Origin of the sequence: Roseovarius arcticus, assembly GCF_006125015.1 — a bacterium.
GTDB lineage: Bacteria > Pseudomonadota > Alphaproteobacteria > Rhodobacterales > Rhodobacteraceae > Roseovarius > Roseovarius arcticus.
Map to the genome: position 1 here is coordinate 3,903,293 of NZ_SZZN01000001.1, position 21,817 is coordinate 3,925,109.

Consider the following 21,817-nt stretch of genomic DNA (forward strand, 5'->3'; position numbering starts at 1 on the left):
GTCTCATTTTGCGTTTTTCAATTGATCCAGGTTGACCAGCGTTCCTCGTTATCTGTGACCCATTCCTGAACCACATCTTCCAAAGAGCGCCCGGCTTGGTCGACCTCAAAGATCATCGCGTTTTGTTCGTCATTGGTCAGGGTAAACTGCTCGGCGAATTTTGCTGCGTTAGGCCATTTTTGTGCCATCGACTTGGACGCAATCTTATTGACTGAGGCTTGGGAAAAACCGCAAGCGGTTTCGCGGTCTTGATCTTCTTCGATGCATTCTTCGTCCGTGGGGTTCCACTCGACCCAGTTCATGTCGACTTCCGCAAACACCCAATGTGGCTGCCAGAACATCATCAAAATCGGCTCTTTCGACGCCAGCGCGCTTTTTAGTTCGGCGACCATCGCGCCCTCGGACCCGCCGGGGATTGCGTTAAACGGCAGGCCGATTTCGTCGACGACGGATTTCGACCGGGTGCCCCAGTCAGCAGGATATGCAATCAAGCGGCCATTTGGAAAACTCTCGGCCGTGCCAAACGCCTGTGCGCAATCAAACAGCGCCTGATAGCTGGGCAGTCCCGGGCATTTCTCGGTCATGTAGTCGGGATAAATCCAGCCCTCGCGCGGCTCAAGCCCAAGCTCGCCCATGTCGACTATCGCCCCTGACGTGAGGCCGTTGGTATAGGCGTCGGTGATCGAATTGTCCCAGACTTCGGGATTGAAGTGTATTTCGCCCTGCTCAAGCGCGGTGAACTGAGGAAGGCCGCCCGCCGTTACCAACTCTACGTTATAGCCCATTTTCTCAAGCAAGACCGCCGCGATATTTGCCGACAGGTGCTGCCCGGTCCATTCGTTGATGGCGATCTTGATCGGGTCCGGCGACTCGGCCTCAGCCATTGCGCCGGTCGCGCTCACGCCTGCCAGCGTCATGGCAAGCGCCGCAGCGGTATATTTCAAAGACAGTTTCATTGATTTCTCCCTTGGTTTTATTGTTGCGCCGCATTTTTAAGAAGGGCCATGCGCAAACCGGCCCGGTCGGTGGCATAGTCACGCGTAATATGCTCGGATCGTTGGCTGGTCGCCCAGTCCTGCGCCGCCAGCAACGGCGCGTCTTGCGCCGGAGGCAGGCTGCGCCCCCGGATCAGGTCCGACGCGCGCTCGGCGACCATAAGGGTTGGCGCATTCAGATCGCCCGCGGTTGCCTGCGGCATGACCGAACTGTCCACCAGACGAAGGCCGTCCACCCCCTTAACCTTCATTGTGTTGGGATCTACCACAGCGGCATCATCAAGTCCCATGCGGCAAGTGCCACAAGGGTGATATGCGCTCTCGACCTTGTCGGCGATAAACTGGTCGATACATTCGTCGCTCAGGCAGTCGCCGCCGGGTGCAAGCTCGCGACCCCGGTAGGCATCAAACGCAGGCTGCGCAAAAATCTCGCGTGTTAGCCGGACGCAGGCTCGCATTTCCAGCCAATCGTCACCGTGCGTCATGTAGTTGAAGCAGACGCGCGGTAGCTCGCGGGGATCTGAACTGCGCAGGCGCACCCAACCACGGCTCTTGGACCGTTTCGTGCCGACATGCACCTGAAAGCCGTGCCCTTTGGCTAAGGCCTTGCCGTCGTACGAAATAGCCAAAGGTAGAAAATGATACTGAATGTCGGGATACACAATGCCCGCACGGCTGCGAATATGACCGCCGCTTTCAAAATGGTTTGTCGCGCCCAGCCCGCCCTTGGTCAGCAGCCAGCGCGCCCCGATCTTCGTCTTTCCCAATATGCTCATATGGGGAAAGAGTGACACAGGCTGCGTGCATTCTTGCTGCAGATAAATCTCAAGGTGATCCATGAGATTCTCACCCACTTCGGGCCGGTCAACCAGAACCTCGATCTGCTGCGCCTTCAACTCGGCTGCGGGGCCAATGCCTGATCGTTTGAGGATGACAGGCGACATGATCGAGCCGGCGCTGAGTATGATTTCGCGCCCTGCGTGAGCAATCTGTGCGACGCCTTCATGTGTAAACGCCACACCCGTGGCCCGCCCGTTTTCAAACAAGATGCGATCGACCATTGCGTGCGAAATGATCCGCAAATTGCCACGCATAACCGCTGGATAAAGATAACCCACCGCTGCACTGCACCGCTTGCCGCCGCCGACCGACATCTCCATCGGCCCCACACCTTCGTGCTGGCGTTCATTCATATTGGGGCTGGAGGCATAACCGGCCTGCGTGCCGGCCTCGACGAATGCCCCGTATAGCGGGTTCTGTTCGGCCCCGCGCGTGACTGAAATCGGCCCGTCGGTACCACGCAAGGGGCCTCCGCCGTTCACATTCTCGAGCCGTTGGAAATAGGGCAGCACATTCGCCCAGTGCCATCCTTCAGCACCAAGAGCCGACCACAGTTCGTAGTCCATCGGGTTGCCGCGGACATAACACATACCATTAATCGACGACGACCCACCGAGCCCCTTGCCGCGCGGCAGGTTCATGATACGCCCCTGCAATCCCGGTTCGGGCTCGGTACTCATGCCCCAGTTGAATCGGCTGCTGTTCATCGGGATCGACAGCGCCGTGGGCATTTGAACATACAGAGATTTGTCACTGCCGCCTGCTTCTAGCACCAGAATGCGCGCTTCGGGGTCTTCGCCCAAACGATTGGCCAATACGCAGCCCGCTGATCCTGCACCAATGATGACATAGTCATAGCTGCCCAGATCCGTTGAGATTTTGTTAGAAGCAGAACGAGACATAGGAGTTCCAGTGTTGGTGTTGGATCAGTCGATCATCACGTAGTATTTCAACATCGGCTCGGTTTGCTTCCAGTGGCCGCGGAAGCCTTTTGGAACGAGAAACGCATCCCCCTTTTTGTAGGTTTCGCTGAACTCATCGTTCTCTAAGGTTACCGACCCTTCCAGCACGTACATAAATTCAGTGCAGGGATAATCTTCGTAAAACTCGGAATATGCCGTTGAACGCCAGATGCCTGCGCGGATGCCGGATTTTTCATTTTTGAAATAGGCATGATCCAATCCCATTGGCTGGCCCTTAGTCAATTCTGCGGTTTCCAACGCAATATCTGCCGCATCTTTCCATCCGTCAGGACCGCTCATTGAGAATTTTACGGGGTTGCTCATTTGGGGTCCTCTTTCAATGCATCTGCCACACGGCCATGTGCGCAATCCTAAGGACAAAGCATCACGCCTCGAAATTAATAAGTTTACCACAATGTAACCTGAGGTTACCATCTGCACATGGCCCCCTCCCTTTCCCTTACAGCCTTGCGCGCGTTTGACCTCGTTGCGCGGTTAGGTACATTCACCGAAGCCGCGCGGGCCCTCAATGTGACGCGCCCTGCAATCAGCAAGCAGATCAAATGCTTGGAGGCGATGGTCGGATGCCAATTGGTCATTCGAACCCGCCCGAAAGTCACGCTTTCCGAACGCGGGAGCGAGTTGGCGGCGGGATTACGGCAGGGTTTCGATACTATCTCGGCCAGCGTGCAAAGGACGATCGAACATTCTAGTCAGCCGAACACTGTTCGACTGTTAGTTGAGCGGGATTTCGCGTCATCATGGTTGGCAGAGCGGATTGGTGGCTTTTTGCTGAACCACCCGGGCACCTCCGTCGAGGTCAACGCCGAGCGTAATGGGCAGCTGCACCCGGACGAAGATTTCAGCTTTCGGATTTTTTATGGCCCAAAGGGGCGCTACAAAACGGATACACTCGTCGAAGAGTTTTTGTGCGACTGGATCGATATTCCGGTCTGCACGCCAGAATATGAATCAGCGCATATACTTGAATATGGCCGCTATCACGACGCGCATTTTTTGCTCGACAAAAACTACAACCCTTGGTCAGCATGGTTCGAAAATACGGACCTTGAGGATCCGGGCGATCAAGCAACCTATTCAAGCTTCAATGAAACATCTTTGTGCCTTTCCGCCGCTTTGGCAGGATCGGGGATAACGATCGGAGATAGCTTCCTGTGCCTTGATGCCATTGATAGTGGCCGCCTTGTTGCTCCATTTAAAACTGGGCTGCACAGTGTCGAGCGGTATTCAATCTGCTATCCTATCGGTCGAAAATTGTCGTTATCTGAAAGAAATTTTCTCAAATGGTTGTCCCAAACGATTATGGAATATGAACAGAACGTCGTTCAGGTCCTGGCGAGGATTGGCATAAGGGTGATCTCATCGGAGATAAAGCAAGCAGTTTAACCGAGGGCGGGCTGCAATGCCCTCTGTGAAGTCCTTTATCTGTTCAGCCCCCCGCATCCGGTGGATCGGTTTGAAGATGAATAGATCAGTCTCTGAAGTGCAGATCTTGCAGGTGTATTCGTAGGGCGTCAGACCGCTGGCGTCTTCAGTCTGCGGGCGAAATTGTAGGCTGGCATGAAGTCTGCGAGATAGGTGCGCAGCAAATCATGATTGTCGTAGCGATACCATTTGGCGGAAGTGTCTTAATCGTGCGGTTTATCCGTTCGACTTGGCGATTGGTCCAGGGATGGTCAGGCTTCGTCAGTCGGTGTTTTACCCATTGGCATCGCAAATGATGTCGAAGCGCTCGGGCCGGGGAATAGGCCGTATTCCGGTTGCGCGGCTGCCCTGAGAATTGGATGCCATAGCGCACCGAGAAGAAGTGCTTCTGGTAGGCTGTGCACACCGCTGAGGAAAAGCCGGCACTCTAAAGGATGGTTCGTAACGCATAGCTAATGTTTATCTTTTTCGGCTTCTGGAGCTCGATTTGGCCACTGTTGGGCAAATCTTTCAGAAGTTTGCATTGGACGACGAGGCCAACTGCGCTTGGGCTCGACTGCCACGTCCTCATTCAAAACCACCTCATGTGTCGCGATCGAAGCCAGGGCCATCAGACATGGGAACGGGCGCTCGGCCCGAGTCATTATGCGGGCGATTGACAGCGCGACCCCACCTTTGGCCAAGGTAAGTTCCGCGACGATAAGCAAGGCCCATTCATCGTGATGCAGCACTAATGCCAAGATATCCGCAAGTGGATGGACTTCCATAATCACTGCCGCCTTGGCGGCCGGCCACCGGCGGTGGTCTATTCACTGCAAATCGTAGTCAGGCAACCCGATCAGCACGAGCAAAGAAGAGGTTAGAAAGTGCTAGATCCTGTCCAGAGAATGAAGAGTACCTCAGATCTGCTCCTGTCCGGCCGTCCTTTTCCTCTCAAACCTCCAATTTTCCCACGGGTGGCTTGATTTTGTTCACTTTATGTTCTGTATTGACGGCCAGTCAGGGAGGCAGTTCCCCCATCGAAGCACCACAGTCCCCAGCATCTTGCAAGTCGGCCACCTCTTTCATCATCCATCGCTTGAACGCCAGCAACTTAGGGTCTTTGGCACGGCTTTCGGGCCAAACAAGGGAATATCCGAATTCTAACGGGAGCCGAAAATTACAGACCAGTGCCAGTCTGCCGGTTTCCAGATCACCGCTGCATAATGACGATCGCGTCAATGCAACCCCTTGCCCCGCTAACGCCGCCAGAACAACACTGTCGCTTTGCTTGTAAACGCGAAAGTCGAGTTTCATCTTATCGAGCTTCAGCAGTTCCATGGCCTGTTCTGTTGCCAACCCTGTGAGGTCAAGAGAGTTTTCGTCTAACAACCGGCTCCCATCAATGATGAGGGGATGTTTATACAGATTTTCGCGAATGTCCCCAACCGCCTTTGCTACATCGGCGGACGCGACCAGGCAAAGTGAATCCTGCATGATCAACTCATCATGAAGTCCAAGCTCTTTCTTGGCAGCAAGCCGTATGGCGGCATCAATCCCATCGCGATCGAAATCAACCTTTGTTCCCGATGTATGGACATGCAGTGCAATGTCGGGGTGCTTTTCCTGAAATCTCGACAACCGCGGAATGAGCCATCGGGAAGCAAATGATGCTAGGGTCGAAACTGCCAGAACACCCCCTGTTTCCGTATCGGTGATCCGATCAGTTGATTTCTTAATCATGCTCAGCGCGACATTCGTGCTCTTGGCCAAGTCCTGACCTGAAACTGACAATGCCAAGCCTCCCTTCTCTCTTAGAAATAGTTTCACCCCCAGCTCGTCCTCCAGCCGTCGTATCTGTTGGCTGACAGCAGCCTGCGTTACATTGAGTTCACTGGCCGCGACCGTGAAACTAAGGTGTCGCGCAGCCGCTTCAAACATCCGTAACCCGTTGAGAGAATGGTTCTGCATCTAAATAATATCTCCTTATGTGAGTATAACAATGCATGGTTTGAATTCAACATGGCAAGGATATATCCGTTAGTCAGGACAGATTGCGTAAGGAAATGTTATGACTAGCACCTCAAACCCAAAGTTAACCGCATCCATTGCCTCGAAGCATTCTAAATACGGCCTTACATCTCTGCTCGCACAATGGTGGCGAAACCATCACTCCCGTAAGGCGCTGGGTGATATGGAAAAGCACCACCTGCACGATATTGGTGTTGATCCGGCTGAAGCAGAGGCCGAGAGGCGCAAGCCGTTTTGGCGCTAACCGGAGGGATCAGAATGAAACTCTATTATTCGCCGGGGGCATGTTCGTTCGCTGTTCACATTATGCTTGAAGAACTTGGTGTGCCCTATCAGAAGGAATTGGTACTGACAGGCGACGGCTCAACCAGAACGGACCGGCATCTCGCCATCAACCCGAAAGGGCAAGTTCCGGTTTTGGATTTGGGGACAGAGGCTCTCACCGAGGTGCCCGCGATCATGCTTCATCTGATGCTCACCTATGGGGCCAATCTTAAATTGGATACCTCACCGCTTAGGATGGTGCGGGCTGTGGAGTGGATGAATTGGCTATCCAGCGGCGTGCATGCGGGGCCTGTTACCCAATGCTGGAACCCACACCGATTGACAGATGAGCAAAGCCATCAGTCTTCGATACAGGAAAAAGGGCAAAAGAGACTGCGAGAGGCTTATCATCTGATTGAAGGAAAATTCCCAAAAGGGGCTATGCCCTTGGTGATTTCTCGGTGGTTGATCCTTGTTTGCTTGGATATTTTCGATGGGGCAATCGGCTCGGCTTGGATATGCGAGCCAAGTTTCCGAGCTGGACAGGTCATTGCTTGAAAATGCTGGAACGCCGCGCAGTCAATGCTGTTCTTGCAGAGGAGGAACTGTCGGTTTGGGCATGATCTCTGTCCCTGTGCGGTCGGGATGAAATGCCCAAATGCATGCGGCACGATAAACTATTTCTGAGAACGCACATTCTGCGGCTTTACAAGATCCGCTACATAACCCGGTCACTTTGGGCTTAGTGGCGACAAGCGACGACGCGGCACCCATCCTGATTGTCGTGGTCGTATGATAGACGTGCGCAGCCCTTTACAGTTGTTCATTTGGTCGTCCAGTGCCGCATCGCGGCTTCCCCAAAGCCGCTATTTAGTCGGCGCGCAACATTCTATATGCTCAGGGGGTTGGCTGCGCGGGACTTAAAAGACGGTGTTCATTGCCCCAAATTTACCGTGGTTATTAGCTACTACGAGAGCTTCAACCCCAGTTTGGGGACGATGTGCTGGGGTCTTAGGTAGCAGATGCACCAAAGCATTGACGTGGTCACCGGATCAGCCATGGACCTGTCACGGTTTGATGCCGCTCCTTTGATAGCATTTACTGCAACAAAGTAGACTGACTATGGGACTGAAACGGACGGACGAATTCCGCAAAGATCGTTGCGCATCGCGCTGACCAGCGGACTGACGCGCAAGCAGGTTGCTGATGACTTGGGTGTCGGAATGTCCACGCTGAACAAGTGGATCACTTCGCATCGAGACACGGACGTGGTGTCGAAAGAGGATTTGGGGCTGGCCCAAGAGAATGACCGGCTTCGGCGCGAGGTTCGCATCCTCAAGGAGGAGCGGGACATCCTAAAAAAAGCAACGCAGTTCTTCGCGAGCCAAAAGCCGTGAGGTTTAGGTTCGTCGAAGAACACCGGGATGCTTTTCCGGCAGCGCGCCTGTGTCAGGTTATGGATGTCAGCATGCGCGGTTTGCGTGCGTTCCGCAGTCGGCCAGCCAGCCGCAGGCAGCGATCTGATATGGTGACGTTGGCGCACATCAAAGAACAATCCCGTCTCAGCCTGGGCAGCTATGGCAGGCCACGAATGACCGAAGAACTGAAAGAGATCGGTCTGAACATCGGCCATCGACGTGTTGGCCGTTTGATGCGTCAGAACGGCATATCGGTGGTGAGGACGCGGAAACATAAAGTCACAACGGACAGCAATCACAAGTTCAACATTGGGCCCAACCTGCTGGATCGCGACTTTGCGGCTGAGCGCCCGAACCAGAAATGGGCTGGTGACATCAGTTACGTTTGGACCCGTGAAGGTTGGCTGTATTTGGCTGTGATCTTGGATCTGCATTCCAGACGGGTCATCGGCTGGGCCGTCAACAACCGCATGAAGCGGGATCTGGCGATCAGGGCGCTGAAAATGGCCATCGCGTTCCGTTCACCATCCAAAGGCTGCATCCACCACACGGACAGAGGCAGCCAATATTGTTCGCATGACTATCAGAAAGTCCTTCGCCAGCACGGCTTCAAGGTATCAATGAGCGGCAAAGGAAATTGCTATGACAACGCCGCCGTTGAGACGTGCTTCAAAACCATCAAGGCTGAGCTGATCTGGCGGCGGTCATGGGAAACGAGGCGGCAGGCTGAAATGGCCATCATCGAATACATAAACGGGTTCTATAATCCGCGACGCCGCCATTCAGCACTGGGTTGGAAAAGCCCAGTCGCTTTCGAACGGAAGGTGGCTTAAACGAGCACCGGGAGCGGCACGAAAGCGGGACAGTTCCACGTTCGGCGTCAAGACAGTCAGGAAGTTAAATCGAGGTAATCTATGTTTATTTGGGATCTACGCGGTGCTTTTGGCTGGCGCATGATTTTGCTTTTCCATGCACTAGTTTTTTTCAGTGGTTTTGGATTGTACTTGCTGGAAAGCTTAGCGCTCGAGCTACTGGTGTGCGTTTCGATGCTGGCCGCACACATTTATTTCGTTCGGTACATCAGGGCGCATAGGCACAAACTGGAATTTTCGAAACCTAATCAAGAAGCGGCTATTTTTCCTGCAACTAAAGAACAGCGAAGAATTATTCTCATAATTCACGCTCTTTTTTTCTCGCTGCCATTCCCGCTGATGTTGGTCAATTTCGTGATTGATCGGCAATTTCCGGGCGGTTTGCTGCTCGGCATGATGCTCATCTACTACATCGGCAGTTTGGGTTTTGTCGGTCTTATCAATTTGTACTTGCACAGTAAGAGGGGGAATGATGCATGACAGATCAATCAACTAACTCTGGTGGTGTTTTTGGAGACCTCGCGAACCTGGTAGAAGGTGTGATAGGCGCTGGTTGGCCGCACTCGTAGGATTTATCGGGGTGCTGGTAGTCGTTCGCCCTGGCAGCGCGACGTTCCAACTGGTCGCATTGTTCCCAGTGGGCACGGCACTTTTCTACGCCCTGCTGATGATTGGGTCGCGCTGGGTGGACCCGCGCGAAAGCCCTTGGACGGTCATGCTGTATCTGGTCGGTGCCGGTGCATTGATAAACGGCTTCCTTAGCCCGTTTTACTGGGTCCCGATTCGGCCCGACGACATCTGGATGTTCCTCGGGATTGCCGTCTTTGGCACGGCGGGAATGACGATGATAACGCAAGCCTTCCGCTTCACCTCGGCATCAGTCGTCGCGCATTATGAATATACGGGGGTAATCCCCCCTAAAATTAGTGGTGTTCAAAAGTAGCATTTTCTCGGCAAGGTATCTGAGGAGATTTACGATGAAGAACGGACGATACAGCGACGCGCAGATCATGGCCGTGTTGAAGCAGGCGGAGGGCGGTGTGCCGGTCTCTGAGCTTTGCCGTGAGCATGGCATGAGCAGCGCCAGTTTCTATAAGTGGCGCGCCAAGTTTGGCGGCATGGATGCGTCTTTGATGTCTGAGATGAAGGATATGGCGGAGGAGAACCGCCGTCTGAAGCGCATGTATGCTGAGATGAGCATGCAAAATGATCTGCTGAAGGAAGCCCTTGGAAAAAAGCGTTAAGGCCGTCTCTGCGACGAGAGATGGCCATGAATGCGGTCGCACGACACGGCGTAAGCATCGCGTCGGCGTGCCGGGCGTTCCAGATCAGCGAGACCTGCTACAGATACAGCCCTGTTATGAGCGATGAGAATGAAGAGATCGCCGATTGGCTGGAACGTCTGACAGCAAACAAGCGCAACTGGGGCTTCGGCCTGTGCTTCCTGTATCTGCGCAACGTCCAGGGTTACGGCTGGAACCACAAGCGGGTTTACCGGATCTACTGCGCAATGGAGCTAAACCTGCGTATCAAGCCGAAGAAACGCTTGAAGCGGGACAAGCCGGAGCCCCTGGCGGTGCCTGATAAGCCCAATGAGACATGGTCCATGGATTTCATGGCGGATCAGCTGGCAGACGGGCGCTCGATTAGGACATTAAACGTGCTGGATGACTTTAACCGCGAGGGTCTATGCATCGAAGTGGACTTTTCGCTGCCCGCAGGGAGAGTTGTCAGAAGCTTAAACCAGATCATTGAATGGCGCGGACAACCGCAGACAATTCGCGTCGATAATGGCCCAGAATATATCAGTGGTAAGCTGATGGAATGGGCCGAGAAACGCAATGTTCGGCTGGAATATATCCAGCCGGGCAAGCCACAACAGAACGCTTACATCGAACGCTACAATCGTACCGTTCGCGGTGAATGGCTGGGGCAATACATCCTTGAAACCATCGAGGAGGCACAGGACCAAGCAACTGAATGGCTCTGGACTTACAACAACGAGCGACCCAACATGGGAATCGGCGGCATGACACCTGCCATGAAACTAAAGACAGCCGCCTGAATTCTACGGCTGGACCCCATTAAAAATGGGGGGATTACCAGGGTCTCTTATGGGCCATACTGCTGGGATGGCTCATCGGGCGAGATGTGCCTGATTTGGCGACCTTCGTCGGCGCGGGCATCATCGTAGTAAGCGGGCTTTATATAATATTTCGTGAGCGGCAGTTGAAATGACCTCGAAAAATTAACGAGTCAGCAAATTCGAAGATCTCGTTGAAATGACTCCGATCTCTCTGCGTGGAATTCGACACACCATGCGTCAGGTAGCATCAATCACCGAGCGGTCGATTGCAATTACCTGAAAAGCAGTCATCGCGCTGGCGGAGTTTGCGGTGTGCTTTTTTTCCGTAACGCGGCAACCATAGGGACGAAATGCTGCAAGTTGCACGAAGGTCTGCTTTGCAGAAGCTGGGGCGCAGCAGATTCAACTACGAGGAATGTCGGCTTTGGGCCGTTCATATTGGTCGAGATACTGTAAAGTCGAGGTGTCGTAAATATGAGCGACAGCGCAAATATCCAATGAAACTAAACAGCGTGGACATAGTGGGCAACCACGCAAGTTGGCCTGATATGTCTGTCTGGTTTACTGTCGTGCGTTCGCATTTGTAGGATCGTACAGGCTATCATGTACAACTGTAGCTTCGCGCATTTCATTGTGGATTAGAACCTGAAGCTGCGTGCCATGGGCGGATACCTCAGGAGACACTAGTCCCATCGCGATGTCGTGGCCAAAATGATAAGAGAACCCGCCTGACGTCACGCGGCCTACCACGGTACCGTTTACATAGATGCCTTCATCAGCAATCACGGTCGTCTCGCCTGACGGAAGTTTCAACGTGACAAGCACGCGTTTTGCGCCTTGGTCTGCCTGCGTAGCCAAGGCATCGCGGCCCGTGAAATTGCCTTTGTTTAGCTTTACAAACCGGTTCAGCCCCGCCTCCAACGGTGTGATATCCTGCGTCAGTTCGCGGTGCATTGCGCGATAGGATTTCTCGAGCCGCATGGATTCAAGCGCCTTGAGGCCAAAGGGCACAAGCCCGTGAGGCGCGCCTGCCTTCAAAAGAACATCCACCAGATGGCGGTTGTAGGCGCGAGGATGATGCAATTCCCAGCCCAATTCACCAGTGTAGCTCACGCGCAAAAGCTGGACGTCTCTGGCATAGCCGACCTCACCCAGCTGCGCAGATAACCAGGGAAAGGCGTCGTTCGACAGATCGCTGTCCGTTAACGGTTGCAGAATCTTGCGGGATTTGGGGCCTGCAATGGCGATGACTCCTATCAGCTCGGATACATTTTCGAGCGTGACGCTGCCATCCTTCGGCAATTGGCGCGACAGCTGATCGAAGTTATAGACCTCGCCGTTGGGTGTGCTGACCAGATAGAAGTCGTCTTCGCCGTGACGCGCGATGGTGTATTCGGCGTCAATGCCGCCTCTGTCATTGCAGGCCACGCTTAGCGCCAACCGCCCAACTTTGGGCAAACTGTTAGCCATGATGCCGTTCAGCCATTTTTTCGCGCCAGGTCCACGGACCCAGAACTTGGCCATGGGCGACATTTCTATCAGTCCAGCCGCGGACCGCGTCGCGCGCACTTCTTGTTCGACATAGGTCATGTGCTTGGTCTTGCGGAAGCTATACTCGGGCACCGCCAGTTCAGGGGATGGCGCGAACCAACTGGGAAATTCGCAACCATTCAACGTGGTCCAGACAGCGCCTTTGGCCGTCAAAAGGTCATAGGATCCGACCGTCTTGAGAGGACGCGCACCGGGATAGTCTTCCCCCGGTATATGGGCATGCATGTGTCGCCCCCAGACTTCACGCACCTTGTCCGCCGTCCAACGCTTGGTGACGTAGTTACCAAAGCGGCGCGGATCGAGCGAAGCCATCTCTATCCCCGGATCGCCCTCCAAGATCCAACGGCTCAGCCGTTCACCCATGGTGCCGCCCCAAAGAATGCCACCCGGAACTCCCTCTGCCAGCCACAAATCATCATGGCCTGGGGCGGGGCCACATAGGGGCAATTCATCAGGCGTCATCTGGAAAGGGCCACGGGTATTGGACTTGATTCCAACCTCGCCCAACACGGGTACCCGTGCCAACGCCTGCTCCCACTGACCTTCGACGGCGTCAAAATCTTCGGGCAAAAGATCGGCACCAAAATCCTTTGGCACGCCGTCCACGGCAAAAAGTTTGAGGTCCTTTTCGAATTCATAGGGACCAAATTGAAGCGCGCCCACATCTTCGCGAAGGTAAGCGCCGTAATCTTCGTCCCGCAGGATCGGCAATTCCGCTTGCCCATCCGCCTTTCGCTGTTGCAGTTGCGGGACAGTTTCGGTTGTCCAATACTGGTGAACAATCGGAATGCACGGCAAATCCAGACCGACCCGTTTGGCGTTTTCCCGCGCGTAGTTGCCGGTTGCAAAAACCAGATGATCGCAGGTTATTTCGCCGTTTGACGTCGCAACCGTCCAGCCGCCGCTTTGGCGTTTGGTGTAAGACCGCGCTTCGGTATTCTGGTAGACTTTCGCACCCTTCTTGCGGGCCAGACGTATCATCCCCTGGGTGATATCGGCCGGATTGATATAGCCATCTTCGGGGTGCAGAATCCCGCCATAGATATTTTCGCTAGGGGACAGAAATGGGTGCTTTTCCTGAACCTCTTCCGGCGTCAATAACTGCGCAGGAACACCCGCGGCCTCTGCGATGCCAATGTAGCTTTGGAATTCATCCCAACGCTCTTGCGTGTTCGCTACACGCAACTGCCCGACCTTGCGCAGCCCGCAAGAAGTCCCCAGCTTTCGCTCCACCTCGCCATAGATGCGAATGGTCTCCATCGTCATCTGGCTGATGACGTGAGAGCGTACAAAAGTGACCAAGAGCCCGGCCGCATGCCAGGTTGATCCGGCTGTAAGTTGGCTGCGTTCGATCAGGACAGCATCTGAGCAGCCATGTTCTGTCAGGCCATACAAAATAGAAGCCCCGACGCACCCGCCTCCGACAACAACGACTTTTGCATGATCTTGCATGATATTTCCCACGATATAGTTCTCTATTTAACTATAGAAACCTAAGCTGACGCTATGGGTGAACCGGATCTACGGCGATCATACATTGCCGCATAACGAAGTCCATTAGATGGTCACATCATTGATGTTCTCGGGGCATGCGCGAGGCATTTGGCTGCTTCGCCAAACGGCACTGCGTGGACTCGAGCATGTCAGCGCGATTGCAACCTACTTGATCTAAGCGAACTTTTTAGGCCAGAGAGGTTTTCAATACAATCAGCCCGACTGGTCGATTGCTGCGCGGAGCACGAACGGCCGATTTTCTAGACCTTGACCAAAAACGCGGCACGGATAGCCTCTTTCATTGCGTCCTGCGGTCCAGCCTTCTGGGATCCACTTGCCCCCATCACCAGCTTCGAGGCAGGCGTATTTCCGAAGCCAAGATTCTTTCCCGCAACCGACAGGCCAGAATGCAATGACGAGCGGCCCAGCAGACCGATTGCGATGCCTGCTTCGACAGCTGCGATTACGCCTGAGACGCTTTGGCTGGAGTAGGCAATGCGATATGGTTTTCCTCGTGCCTCAAGAGACGCGATAGCCGCATCGCGCCACCAGCAGGCATGATCGAATAAGGCCACTGGCAGGCTTTCATCGGCTGAGAAATCTCGATGCGCTGATGACATCCAACACGTTGGGTCCTCGACCAGCACTTCTTCATGGCGCGACGGACGTTCCACCTCATAGATCGCGAGATCGAGTAATCCCTTGTCCAACGCATCTGGAAAGCACGTGCTCAAAGCGCAGGTCACATCCAATTCGACCTTCGGATGGTGACGGGTGAAAGCCGCGATGATCCCCGCGAGCTTCGCACGGCCGTGATCATCAGGAACACCCAAGCGCAGCTTGCCCGTGACAGCATCTTGAGAAATATTGCGCAGCACGGCGTCGAGGCGTGCAGTCACATCTTGTGCTACCGGGAGCAGCCGGCGTCCCGTGTCGCTCAAGGTGACACCGCGACCGTGCCGTTCGAAAACAGGCTGACCAAGGATGGCTTCAAGGCGCTTGATCTGAAGACTGGTAGCGGATTGCGACCGGTAGATGCGCACCGCGCCGTCTGTAACGCTTCCCGCTTCAGCCACGGCAACAAACGTGCGCAGTAAATCGCTGTCAAGATTTTCCATCTGTTTTTCCAATACCAGAAATTCAATCTATTCGTTTCACATATGCTTAACGACCGGCTATTTTTCAAGGTCAGAGGAGTATCCGATGTCCAATCAAACAGTTGCCCGCCGACAAGCAAACAAGAAAACGATTGTGTGGGGCCTATGCCTTTTCCTGTTGGTAGGCATTGTTCTGGCTTGGCCAGTACACGCTGCGAATGCCGCCATGTTCGTCGTGTGGGGTCTGGTTGCCGTCGCCCCTATCGTTATTCCGGGCATTCTTCTTGCGGCATGGATCATCGCCAGTGGAGCAGATACGCACATTGCTGGCGCGTTCGAGGGCAGGACGCTGCAAACGGTAGTGGTTGCGTCGCTAATTGGGGCCATTACACCGGTCTGCGGCGTCACCGTGTTGCCATTGATGGCTGGGCTGTTGGCTGCGGGCTTGCCGCTGGCTCCGATCATGGCTTTCTGGTTGTCATCCCCGATCACAGACCCAGCGATGCTCGCGACAACAGCCGCGACTCTTGGTCTGAGCTTTGCGATTGGCAAAACGCTCGCGGCGTTCGGATTGGGCCTCTTCGGTGGCGCGGTGACCGGACTGTTCGCCAAGACGCCGTGGGCACTGAACGCGCTGCGCGACACCGGTTTGGCACGCCAAATGAGCGCCGCGCGTTGTCGAGCGGCCCTGACCTTCGACCCATGGGTCTGGAGGACCAAGGCTCGTCGGCGGTCATTTGGCACCCAATTTTGGGCAACGGCGCGGCTCATCCTGATTTGCCTAATTCCCGCATTCGCTGCCGAATATGCTTTGAACGCTGCTCTGACCCCTGGGGCGCTTGCGACATATGTTGGCGAAGATCAATGGTGGGCCATACCCGCCGCCGTCTTTGTCGGCGCACCGGCTTATATCGACGGTTATGGCGCACTCCCACTAACGCGCGGGCTGATTGACAACGGCATGTCCGAGGGCGCTGCCATGGCCTTTCTGGTTTCGGGTGGTGTGGTCAGTATTTGGGGGGCTATGGCCATCGCGCCGATTCTTAAACTGAAGCCCTTTTTGCTGTATCTTACCTTGGCTGTTCTGGGCTCGTTGGCAGCGGGGTATATATTTGAGTGGGTAGTTTAGAGGGCAGCGCCATTCAAGAACGGCCATTGGCGCACCCCAGCGAATGGTAAAAGAGTCTCGCGCTGGCGCCATTGATACATGGAGGATGCTGCGTCAGTCATGAACGGCAGTAATGCGAAAGCTGCAGGGCAGCATCAAAATAACCGGAGAACGGCCGGAAAGCGCCGAGATTGGTCCTTTGAATGAACGGATTGCGTAGATCGCCCGGAATGCTCAGGTCATCAGTCTTCGGCGCAGCTTATCGTCGGGCGTAGCGCACATATCGGACTTGCCGAAGCGATACCGATTGTGCGCTATACGGCGATATATCCATTCGTGGAGCCCTCGCGGGAGAACGCGTAACAGGCTGGCGAGCCTTGCTGCACCGCCCAAGCGCTCGCCAATCCGGATGATCGCTTCCATACCGGACCATGCTTGCCCGTCTTCGATAAAGAGCCAAGTCTCAGGGTCCACGGGGTCCAGTCCGTAATGACGCACGAGAGCATCGCCGGTTTTCGACTGGACGGGGCAGAGACGGAACGTCCCAGCTTTATCCAGTTTCGCGATTGTGCGCGCACCCCAGGAGCAAAGTGCGCAGTCGCCGTCCATGACCGCTATTTGACCACTATCGTCGAAGGCAGGAACGGCTGGATCCGATCGATACGAATAGGCTGTTCTCTCTGCAAGTGCTGCCATTCTACTCTCCACAGTTCTTTGGACCCAGCATGCGTCGCTTCATAAGAAGCGACAACAGTGGGCGAGCGTGATCCGCAAATGGCAGTTTGGCGATACAAACTATAATGGCAGCGTCGTCCGCGTTGCGTGAATTCATCCGTCTCCCAATTTTTGGGGTTGCGACGAATGTCTCCTATGGAGGGCTGCACTGCGGCATCGAAATCCTATGCTGCAGGTCGGTAACGGGCCGTTGATGTCGGTCAGGCGGGCGGAGCATTCAGGATGCATTCCGCGTCTCCTCTGGTCGGCTTCGAGATCAAAGCGCACACGTGAATTAAGACAAACTTCTAATTCACCAAATCTCGAAGTGTAGCGGTCGTGAACCAGCCCCAGTCGATAGTCGATAGCCCCTCATTAGGTTAGTGTTCGCGAATGGCGTCTATATGGCTGGTGCATTCCGCCAGCCATTTGTATTTCTCTTGGTCTGAAATTCAAGACTCCTGCGACGAGAAGACCGAGGCGACGATATAGCAATCGCAGGAGTTTCGCGTCTTGCCCTCGTCCAGCGCGCGCTGGCCTCATCAGCAAAGCCCCAAGCTGAACGCATCTGTTTGATGCTTTGAGTACCTTTGCCGCGGGTGGTCGCGCCGCAACTATCTTGTATCCACGCTGCAGTGGCATACTTGTTTGCCCACTCCGCCGCGCAATGCTGCATTGCAACGGCTTCGGCCTCTCCGCGCGACGAATAGTCCACGAGCGGCCAAATTTGTTACGTTTCAAACTGTAAGCGATGGAACCGAACTGCTCTGCCGCGACTGGTGCAGACAAAAGCGCAAGCGCCGTCGCCGTAATCGTCTACGCCTTATTTAGTCTCCCGTTTCTCTATCTAAGCTTACCGATCGTAAACCTTCGATTCTTAAATACTGACGTCGATTATCGTGCTGGGCAATTTAGAATGGCTGGGCAGTCGCATGCCTGGTGTGCGAACAAGTTGCGCATCGGCTGCGTACGCACCTATGAACATTTTAGGTCTTTTCTTAATTCTTTCGGTCGTTCTTGACGTCTACAGAAACGTATGGGTCTTTATGCAATTGGGCATACCAGAAACCTTTGAAATTCGCTAAAGGCCCAAGTTAAAAGCTAACTGAGCTTCATATATTGAGCGAAATTTTCGATAGCACTAAAATTGTCAACTTTGGCAAGTCTTCGCAAAATTTCCAAAGGAATATGGGCGCTTGGGTTTGTGTCCTTGTTTAAGGATATTTCGTCGAAACTGATACACGCTCTGCTGCCGGTCTATCTTGTCACTGTTATGGGCGTGTCTATGGTCACGGTGGGCATTATCGAAGGCATCGCGGAAGCCACGGCCTCCATCGTTAAGATTTTCTCAGGTGCAATTTCCGACTGGCTTGGGAAGCGCAAGCTGCTGGCGGTCATTGGATATGGCCTTGCAGCTTTCACAAAGCCGATCTTCCCTTTGGCGGGATCCGTCAGTTGGTTGGTAGCTGCGCGTTCTATCGACCGAATCGGCAAAGGCATCCGCGGCACGCCGCGAGATGCACTTGTGGCCGACCTTGCGCCTGCTCATCTGCGTGGAGCCAGTTTTGGACTACGGCAGTCTCTTGATACTGTTGGGGCCTTTCTCGGTCCACTGCTCGCTATTGCTCTGATGTGGATGACTACTAATAACTTTTCAGCTGTTTTCTGGGTCGCCGTCATTCCGGCCTTTCTGGCTCTTGGTCTGCTGGTGTTTTTCGTCCATGAGCCAGAGCGAAGTGTGGCCATGCGCAAAGTTCCTTTTCCCCTGAGCTTACCTGAACTCAAGCGCCTCGGTTCGAGCTACTGGCTGGTTGTCGCGGTCGCGACAATATTCTCGCTCGCGCGCTTCAGCGAGGCGTTTCATTCTAAGGGCTCAAAGCACAGGTTTGCCTCTGGTTCTCATCCCAATGGTTCTGGTGGCTTTCGGCGTGGCCCTATGGGGGTTGCACATGCGATTAACGCAAGGGCTGCTTGCAACACTTGTGGCGGACACCGCACCGCCGGAACTGCGAGGAACAGCCTATGGGATGTTCAACCTTACAGGGGGGCTTGCACTGCTGGCCGCAAGTATCCTTGCTGCCGCACTTTGGGATGGCTTCGGGCCACAGGCGACTTTCTTCGCCCGAGCGAGTCTCACGGCGATTGCCTTGGCAGGGCTAGGTCTCGTACGTTTGCGGCTCCCCGAACTGGGAGCGTCTCACAAAGCTTAATCTTTAAATAAACGCAAACATTGTTCGCTCGTGACTAAGCGGTAAAAACTCGTACGTGTCTGACACCACCCTCGCGGCATCTACTGACGACAGCGCGCGGAACTCTCGGGCCATTGTTCTTTCGACTGAGGGGACGCATCGCGATTTAGGGAGTGTGTATTTGACCTTCTGGTCGGGGAGCGCATGATGCAAAAAACCCCTCAGATGAAGTAGTCGCGCAGACCGTCCTTCCTGCTTCGCCACAATTTGCCTCAAACTTGCCTAACATTGAGTGGAATACCGCCGCAGATGCTCTGTAGCCATTCTGGAAAGACCCCCGCATCTTTTCCAAAGAACCTTGGGGTCAATCAGCACAAGACCGCTGAATGTGATGAGGTAATGCAGGCCATAGTGTCGGCGGGCAGGAGTAACAGAAATGCCGACATATACTGTAGGCTTGTACAACACGAACCCGGCATCGGTGTTCTCCACGGGGATAGGGTCGACCTTCAGCTGGACAGGCTCGTCCGATACGGCGGGCACGGCCACCATCACCGATAACGAACCCAACAATCAGGGCTGGACACTCGACGATGACAACAATGGCGGCGAATCCGCCACGGCCAATGTCACCATCGGCGGCAATACCTCGACTGGCTCCAACGTCGATGCCGAACTGGTTTGGACGATCCGCGATACCGTCACTGGCAAGGTTTTCGAAGTTGTCCAGCTAGATGTCGAAAACGGTGCAGCTTCGGGCTTTTACACGCTTTCTGAAACTCCTCTTATCGCGGGGCGCAGCTACGAGGTTGTGGCGTATAATACCAACCCCAATGTGGCTGCCGGCAATCCGGTCTTCAATTTTACCAACTATGTCGAAGCTGACGATATCGTCAACGGCACCACAGGTGATGACACGATCACCACTTCCTTTACTGATCACGATGATGATGTCGTTGGTAACGGCGCTGATGTCGTCGCGGCCGGCGATGGCAATGACAGCGTTGTCGCGGGCGGCGGCAGCGACACGATCACGGGCGGCGGCGGTAGCGACACCATCGACGGTGGCAACGGTGCCGATACCATCTATGGCGGCGATAACGGTACCCTCCCCGACAGCGCCGAGATCCTGAATTGGGAGGCGGTCGGCAATGATGGTGCCGATCTCACCGCAGGCTTCAGCCAGATCACCGGCGAGATGGAAGTCTCGGTCAGCTTTGCGAATGACGGGAACAACAACCCGACATTCAATGTCGAATCCGGACTGAACATGTATGTCGCCTCGGGCGAGACGTTCAACACAACGTCCAGCCTAGATCTGTATGCAAATGGCGACGGCGCGACGTCGACTACGACAATCGATTTTGCCGCCAAATCGGGCAGCGCCTATAGTGACTCGGTTGGAGGCGTCTCTTTTCGCATCAACGACGTGGATTGGGGGGCCGGAAACCACAGGGATATTCTGACCATCAACGCGTTTGATGCCAATGGCGATCCCGTGACGGTCACACTTACCCCCGGCGGCGGGCAGACTGTATCGGGCAACACTGTTACCTCTGATGATACAAGCACCTCGGAAACCAACCTGAACGGATCGGTTCTGGTCGAAATCGCCGGACCGCTGTCACAGATCGAAATTACCTATTCAAACGGCTTGGGCGGCACCCAAGGGATCTATGTCAGCGATATCCATTTCAATGCGGTCGCCCCAGAAGATGGCGATGACAGCATTCTGGGGGGTGCTGGTCATGACAATATCTTTGGCGAAGCTGGGGATGACACGCTCGACGGGGGCACAGGCAACGACACCTTAACCGGTGGCGCGGGTAACGACAGCCTGACCGGCGGCACAGGGGCAGATCAGCTCTTTGGCGGCGCAGGTGATGACACGTTGTCCGTGGCCCAGGGCGATCAGGCCTTTGGCGGTGACGGTGATGATTATTTTGTCATCGAAGACCTCGGCGAGGCCGGGGCCGGCACGATCAACATCGTGGGCGGCGAAGGCGGCGAGACCGCCGGTGATACGCTCCGCCTCAATAGCGATGTGTCACGGGCCGACATAACTTTCACAAATACCGATGATGCGGCGGGCGGCCTTTCGGGCAACTTCGCTATGGCTGACGGCACGGTTGTGACCTTTTCCGAGATCGAAAACATCATCTGTTTCACTCCCGGGGCGTGTATTCTTACCCCGCATGGCGCGCGAGCAATTGAAACGCTGTGCATCGGCGACATGGTAATTACCCGCGATAACGGACCACAACCGATCCGCTGGGTCGGCAGCCGTACAGTAGCCGGAGTCGACCGGTTTGCCCCGATTTCAATTGCCGCGCATGTGCTTGACTGGGCGACGCGCCCCCTTCTGGTATCACCGCAGCACCGGCTTTTGTTCACCGGCTACAAGGCCGAACTTTTGTTTGGCTGTGACGAGGTTTTGGTCGCCGCCAAGCACCTGCTGGATGGGCGCGATGTGGTCGCGAGCAACCGGGCAGAGGTGACCTATATCCACATGATGCTTGACCAGCATGAGGTGATTTATGCCGATGGCGCCGCCACCGAAAGCTTTCACGCGGGTGATGTCGGGATCTCAGCGATCTCGGACCAATCGCGCGAGGAAATGTTTAGCATTTTCCCAGAGCTGCGTGCCAATCCCAACGCTTTTGGCAAGACTGCCCGCCCATGTCTCAAACGTCACGAGGCGCGGCTTTTGCTGCCAGTTTCGGCCCTTGGTCGGCTCGCCGCATAATCAGATCGGCGCTTCTGCGACAGCG

At 54.8% G+C, this 21,817-nt stretch carries 17 protein-coding genes and 1 pseudogene; 10 read left to right on the plus strand and 8 right to left on the minus strand.

What is annotated here, in order from left to right:
* Positions 1-17: 17 nt before the first annotated feature.
* Genes MK6180000_RS18700 through MK6180000_RS18710 form a run of 3 tightly spaced genes read right to left on the minus strand, consistent with a single transcriptional unit; the run spans position 18 to position 3,121 of the window.
* A complete protein-coding gene (locus MK6180000_RS18700; protein ID WP_138936106.1) occupies positions 18-956 on the minus strand; it encodes an ABC transporter substrate-binding protein in 939 nt (312 codons plus the stop codon).
* Between the two features lie 17 nt (positions 957-973).
* The gene (gene betA / locus MK6180000_RS18705) at positions 974-2,737 is read right to left on the minus strand and encodes a choline dehydrogenase (protein WP_138936107.1); all 1,764 of its coding nucleotides are present in this window, start codon (positions 2,735-2,737) and stop codon (positions 974-976) included.
* Between the two features lie 24 nt (positions 2,738-2,761).
* Complete coding sequence (locus MK6180000_RS18710) at positions 2,762-3,121, minus strand: cupin domain-containing protein (RefSeq protein WP_138936108.1); 360 nt, start codon at positions 3,119-3,121, stop codon at positions 2,762-2,764.
* A gap of 117 nt (positions 3,122-3,238) precedes the next feature.
* Between MK6180000_RS18710 and MK6180000_RS18715 the strand changes: the two genes are divergently transcribed.
* Complete coding sequence (locus tag MK6180000_RS18715; RefSeq protein WP_138936109.1) at positions 3,239-4,204, plus strand: LysR family transcriptional regulator; 966 nt, start codon at positions 3,239-3,241, stop codon at positions 4,202-4,204.
* Between the two features lie 491 nt (positions 4,205-4,695).
* Here the strand turns inward: MK6180000_RS18715 and MK6180000_RS18725 are convergent, their stop codons facing one another.
* Both MK6180000_RS18725 and MK6180000_RS18730 read right to left on the minus strand, forming a co-directional pair.
* Positions 4,696-5,010, minus strand: coding sequence for a hypothetical protein (locus MK6180000_RS18725; RefSeq protein ID WP_138936110.1), 315 nt, complete (start codon positions 5,008-5,010; stop codon positions 4,696-4,698).
* A gap of 232 nt (positions 5,011-5,242) precedes the next feature.
* Positions 5,243-6,193, minus strand: coding sequence for a LysR substrate-binding domain-containing protein (locus MK6180000_RS18730; RefSeq protein ID WP_138936111.1), 951 nt, complete (start codon positions 6,191-6,193; stop codon positions 5,243-5,245).
* A gap of 100 nt (positions 6,194-6,293) precedes the next feature.
* Between MK6180000_RS18730 and MK6180000_RS18735 the strand changes: the two genes are divergently transcribed.
* From MK6180000_RS18735 to MK6180000_RS18760, 6 genes and pseudogenes are all read left to right on the plus strand, one after another.
* Positions 6,294-6,497 carry a DUF1127 domain-containing protein gene (locus MK6180000_RS18735; protein ID WP_138936112.1) on the plus strand — a complete coding sequence of 68 codons (204 nt, stop codon included), beginning with the start codon at positions 6,294-6,296 and terminating at the stop codon, positions 6,495-6,497.
* Positions 6,498-6,511: 14 nt separating this feature from the next.
* Entirely contained in the window at positions 6,512-7,075 is a 564-nt protein-coding gene (locus tag MK6180000_RS18740; RefSeq protein WP_138936113.1) for a glutathione S-transferase, read from the plus strand.
* A 564-nt stretch (positions 7,076-7,639) separates the two neighbouring features.
* A pseudogene (locus MK6180000_RS18745) lies at positions 7,640-8,768 on the plus strand (IS3 family transposase).
* 81 nt (positions 8,769-8,849) lie between these two features.
* Positions 8,850-9,287, plus strand: a complete 438-nt coding sequence (locus MK6180000_RS18750) for a hypothetical protein (protein ID WP_138936114.1) — start codon at positions 8,850-8,852, stop codon at positions 9,285-9,287.
* A 100-nt stretch (positions 9,288-9,387) separates the two neighbouring features.
* Positions 9,388-9,750, plus strand: a complete 363-nt coding sequence (locus MK6180000_RS18755) for a hypothetical protein (protein WP_212751930.1) — start codon at positions 9,388-9,390, stop codon at positions 9,748-9,750.
* Positions 9,751-9,784: 34 nt separating this feature from the next.
* Positions 9,785-10,872 (plus strand): IS3-like element ISSusp2 family transposase gene (locus MK6180000_RS18760; protein ID WP_138936116.1). Its coding sequence is split into 2 segments (ribosomal slippage): positions 9,785-10,046 and positions 10,046-10,872, totalling 1,089 coding nucleotides; the frame shifts between segments, so codons are not numbered across the junction.
* Positions 10,873-11,454: 582 nt separating this feature from the next.
* Here the strand turns inward: MK6180000_RS18760 and MK6180000_RS18770 are convergent.
* Together MK6180000_RS18770 and MK6180000_RS18775 are read right to left on the minus strand one after the other, a co-directional pair.
* Complete coding sequence (locus MK6180000_RS18770) at positions 11,455-13,896, minus strand: GcvT family protein (RefSeq protein ID WP_138936117.1); 2,442 nt, start codon at positions 13,894-13,896, stop codon at positions 11,455-11,457.
* Between the two features lie 302 nt (positions 13,897-14,198).
* A complete protein-coding gene (locus MK6180000_RS18775; RefSeq protein ID WP_138936118.1) occupies positions 14,199-15,056 on the minus strand; it encodes a LysR substrate-binding domain-containing protein in 858 nt (285 codons plus the stop codon).
* An 85-nt stretch (positions 15,057-15,141) separates the two neighbouring features.
* Here MK6180000_RS18775 and MK6180000_RS18780 point away from each other — a divergent pair, with 85 nt between their 5' ends.
* Positions 15,142-16,164 carry a permease gene (locus MK6180000_RS18780; RefSeq protein ID WP_138936119.1) on the plus strand — a complete coding sequence of 341 codons (1,023 nt, stop codon included), beginning with the start codon at positions 15,142-15,144 and terminating at the stop codon, positions 16,162-16,164.
* Between the two features lie 213 nt (positions 16,165-16,377).
* Here MK6180000_RS18780 and MK6180000_RS18785 read toward each other — a convergent pair whose 3' ends face one another.
* Complete coding sequence (locus MK6180000_RS18785; RefSeq protein WP_138936120.1) at positions 16,378-16,839, minus strand: thiol-disulfide oxidoreductase DCC family protein; 462 nt, start codon at positions 16,837-16,839, stop codon at positions 16,378-16,380.
* Positions 16,840-18,004: 1,165 nt separating this feature from the next.
* Between MK6180000_RS18785 and MK6180000_RS18790 the strand changes: the two genes are divergently transcribed.
* Together MK6180000_RS18790 and MK6180000_RS18795 are read left to right on the plus strand one after the other, a co-directional pair.
* Positions 18,005-19,078 carry an MFS transporter gene (locus tag MK6180000_RS18790; RefSeq protein ID WP_246040574.1) on the plus strand — a complete coding sequence of 358 codons (1,074 nt, stop codon included), beginning with the start codon at positions 18,005-18,007 and terminating at the stop codon, positions 19,076-19,078.
* Between the two features lie 404 nt (positions 19,079-19,482).
* Positions 19,483-21,792, plus strand: a complete 2,310-nt coding sequence (locus tag MK6180000_RS18795) for a Hint domain-containing protein (protein WP_138936121.1) — start codon at positions 19,483-19,485, stop codon at positions 21,790-21,792.
* Positions 21,793-21,817 lie beyond the last annotated feature (25 nt).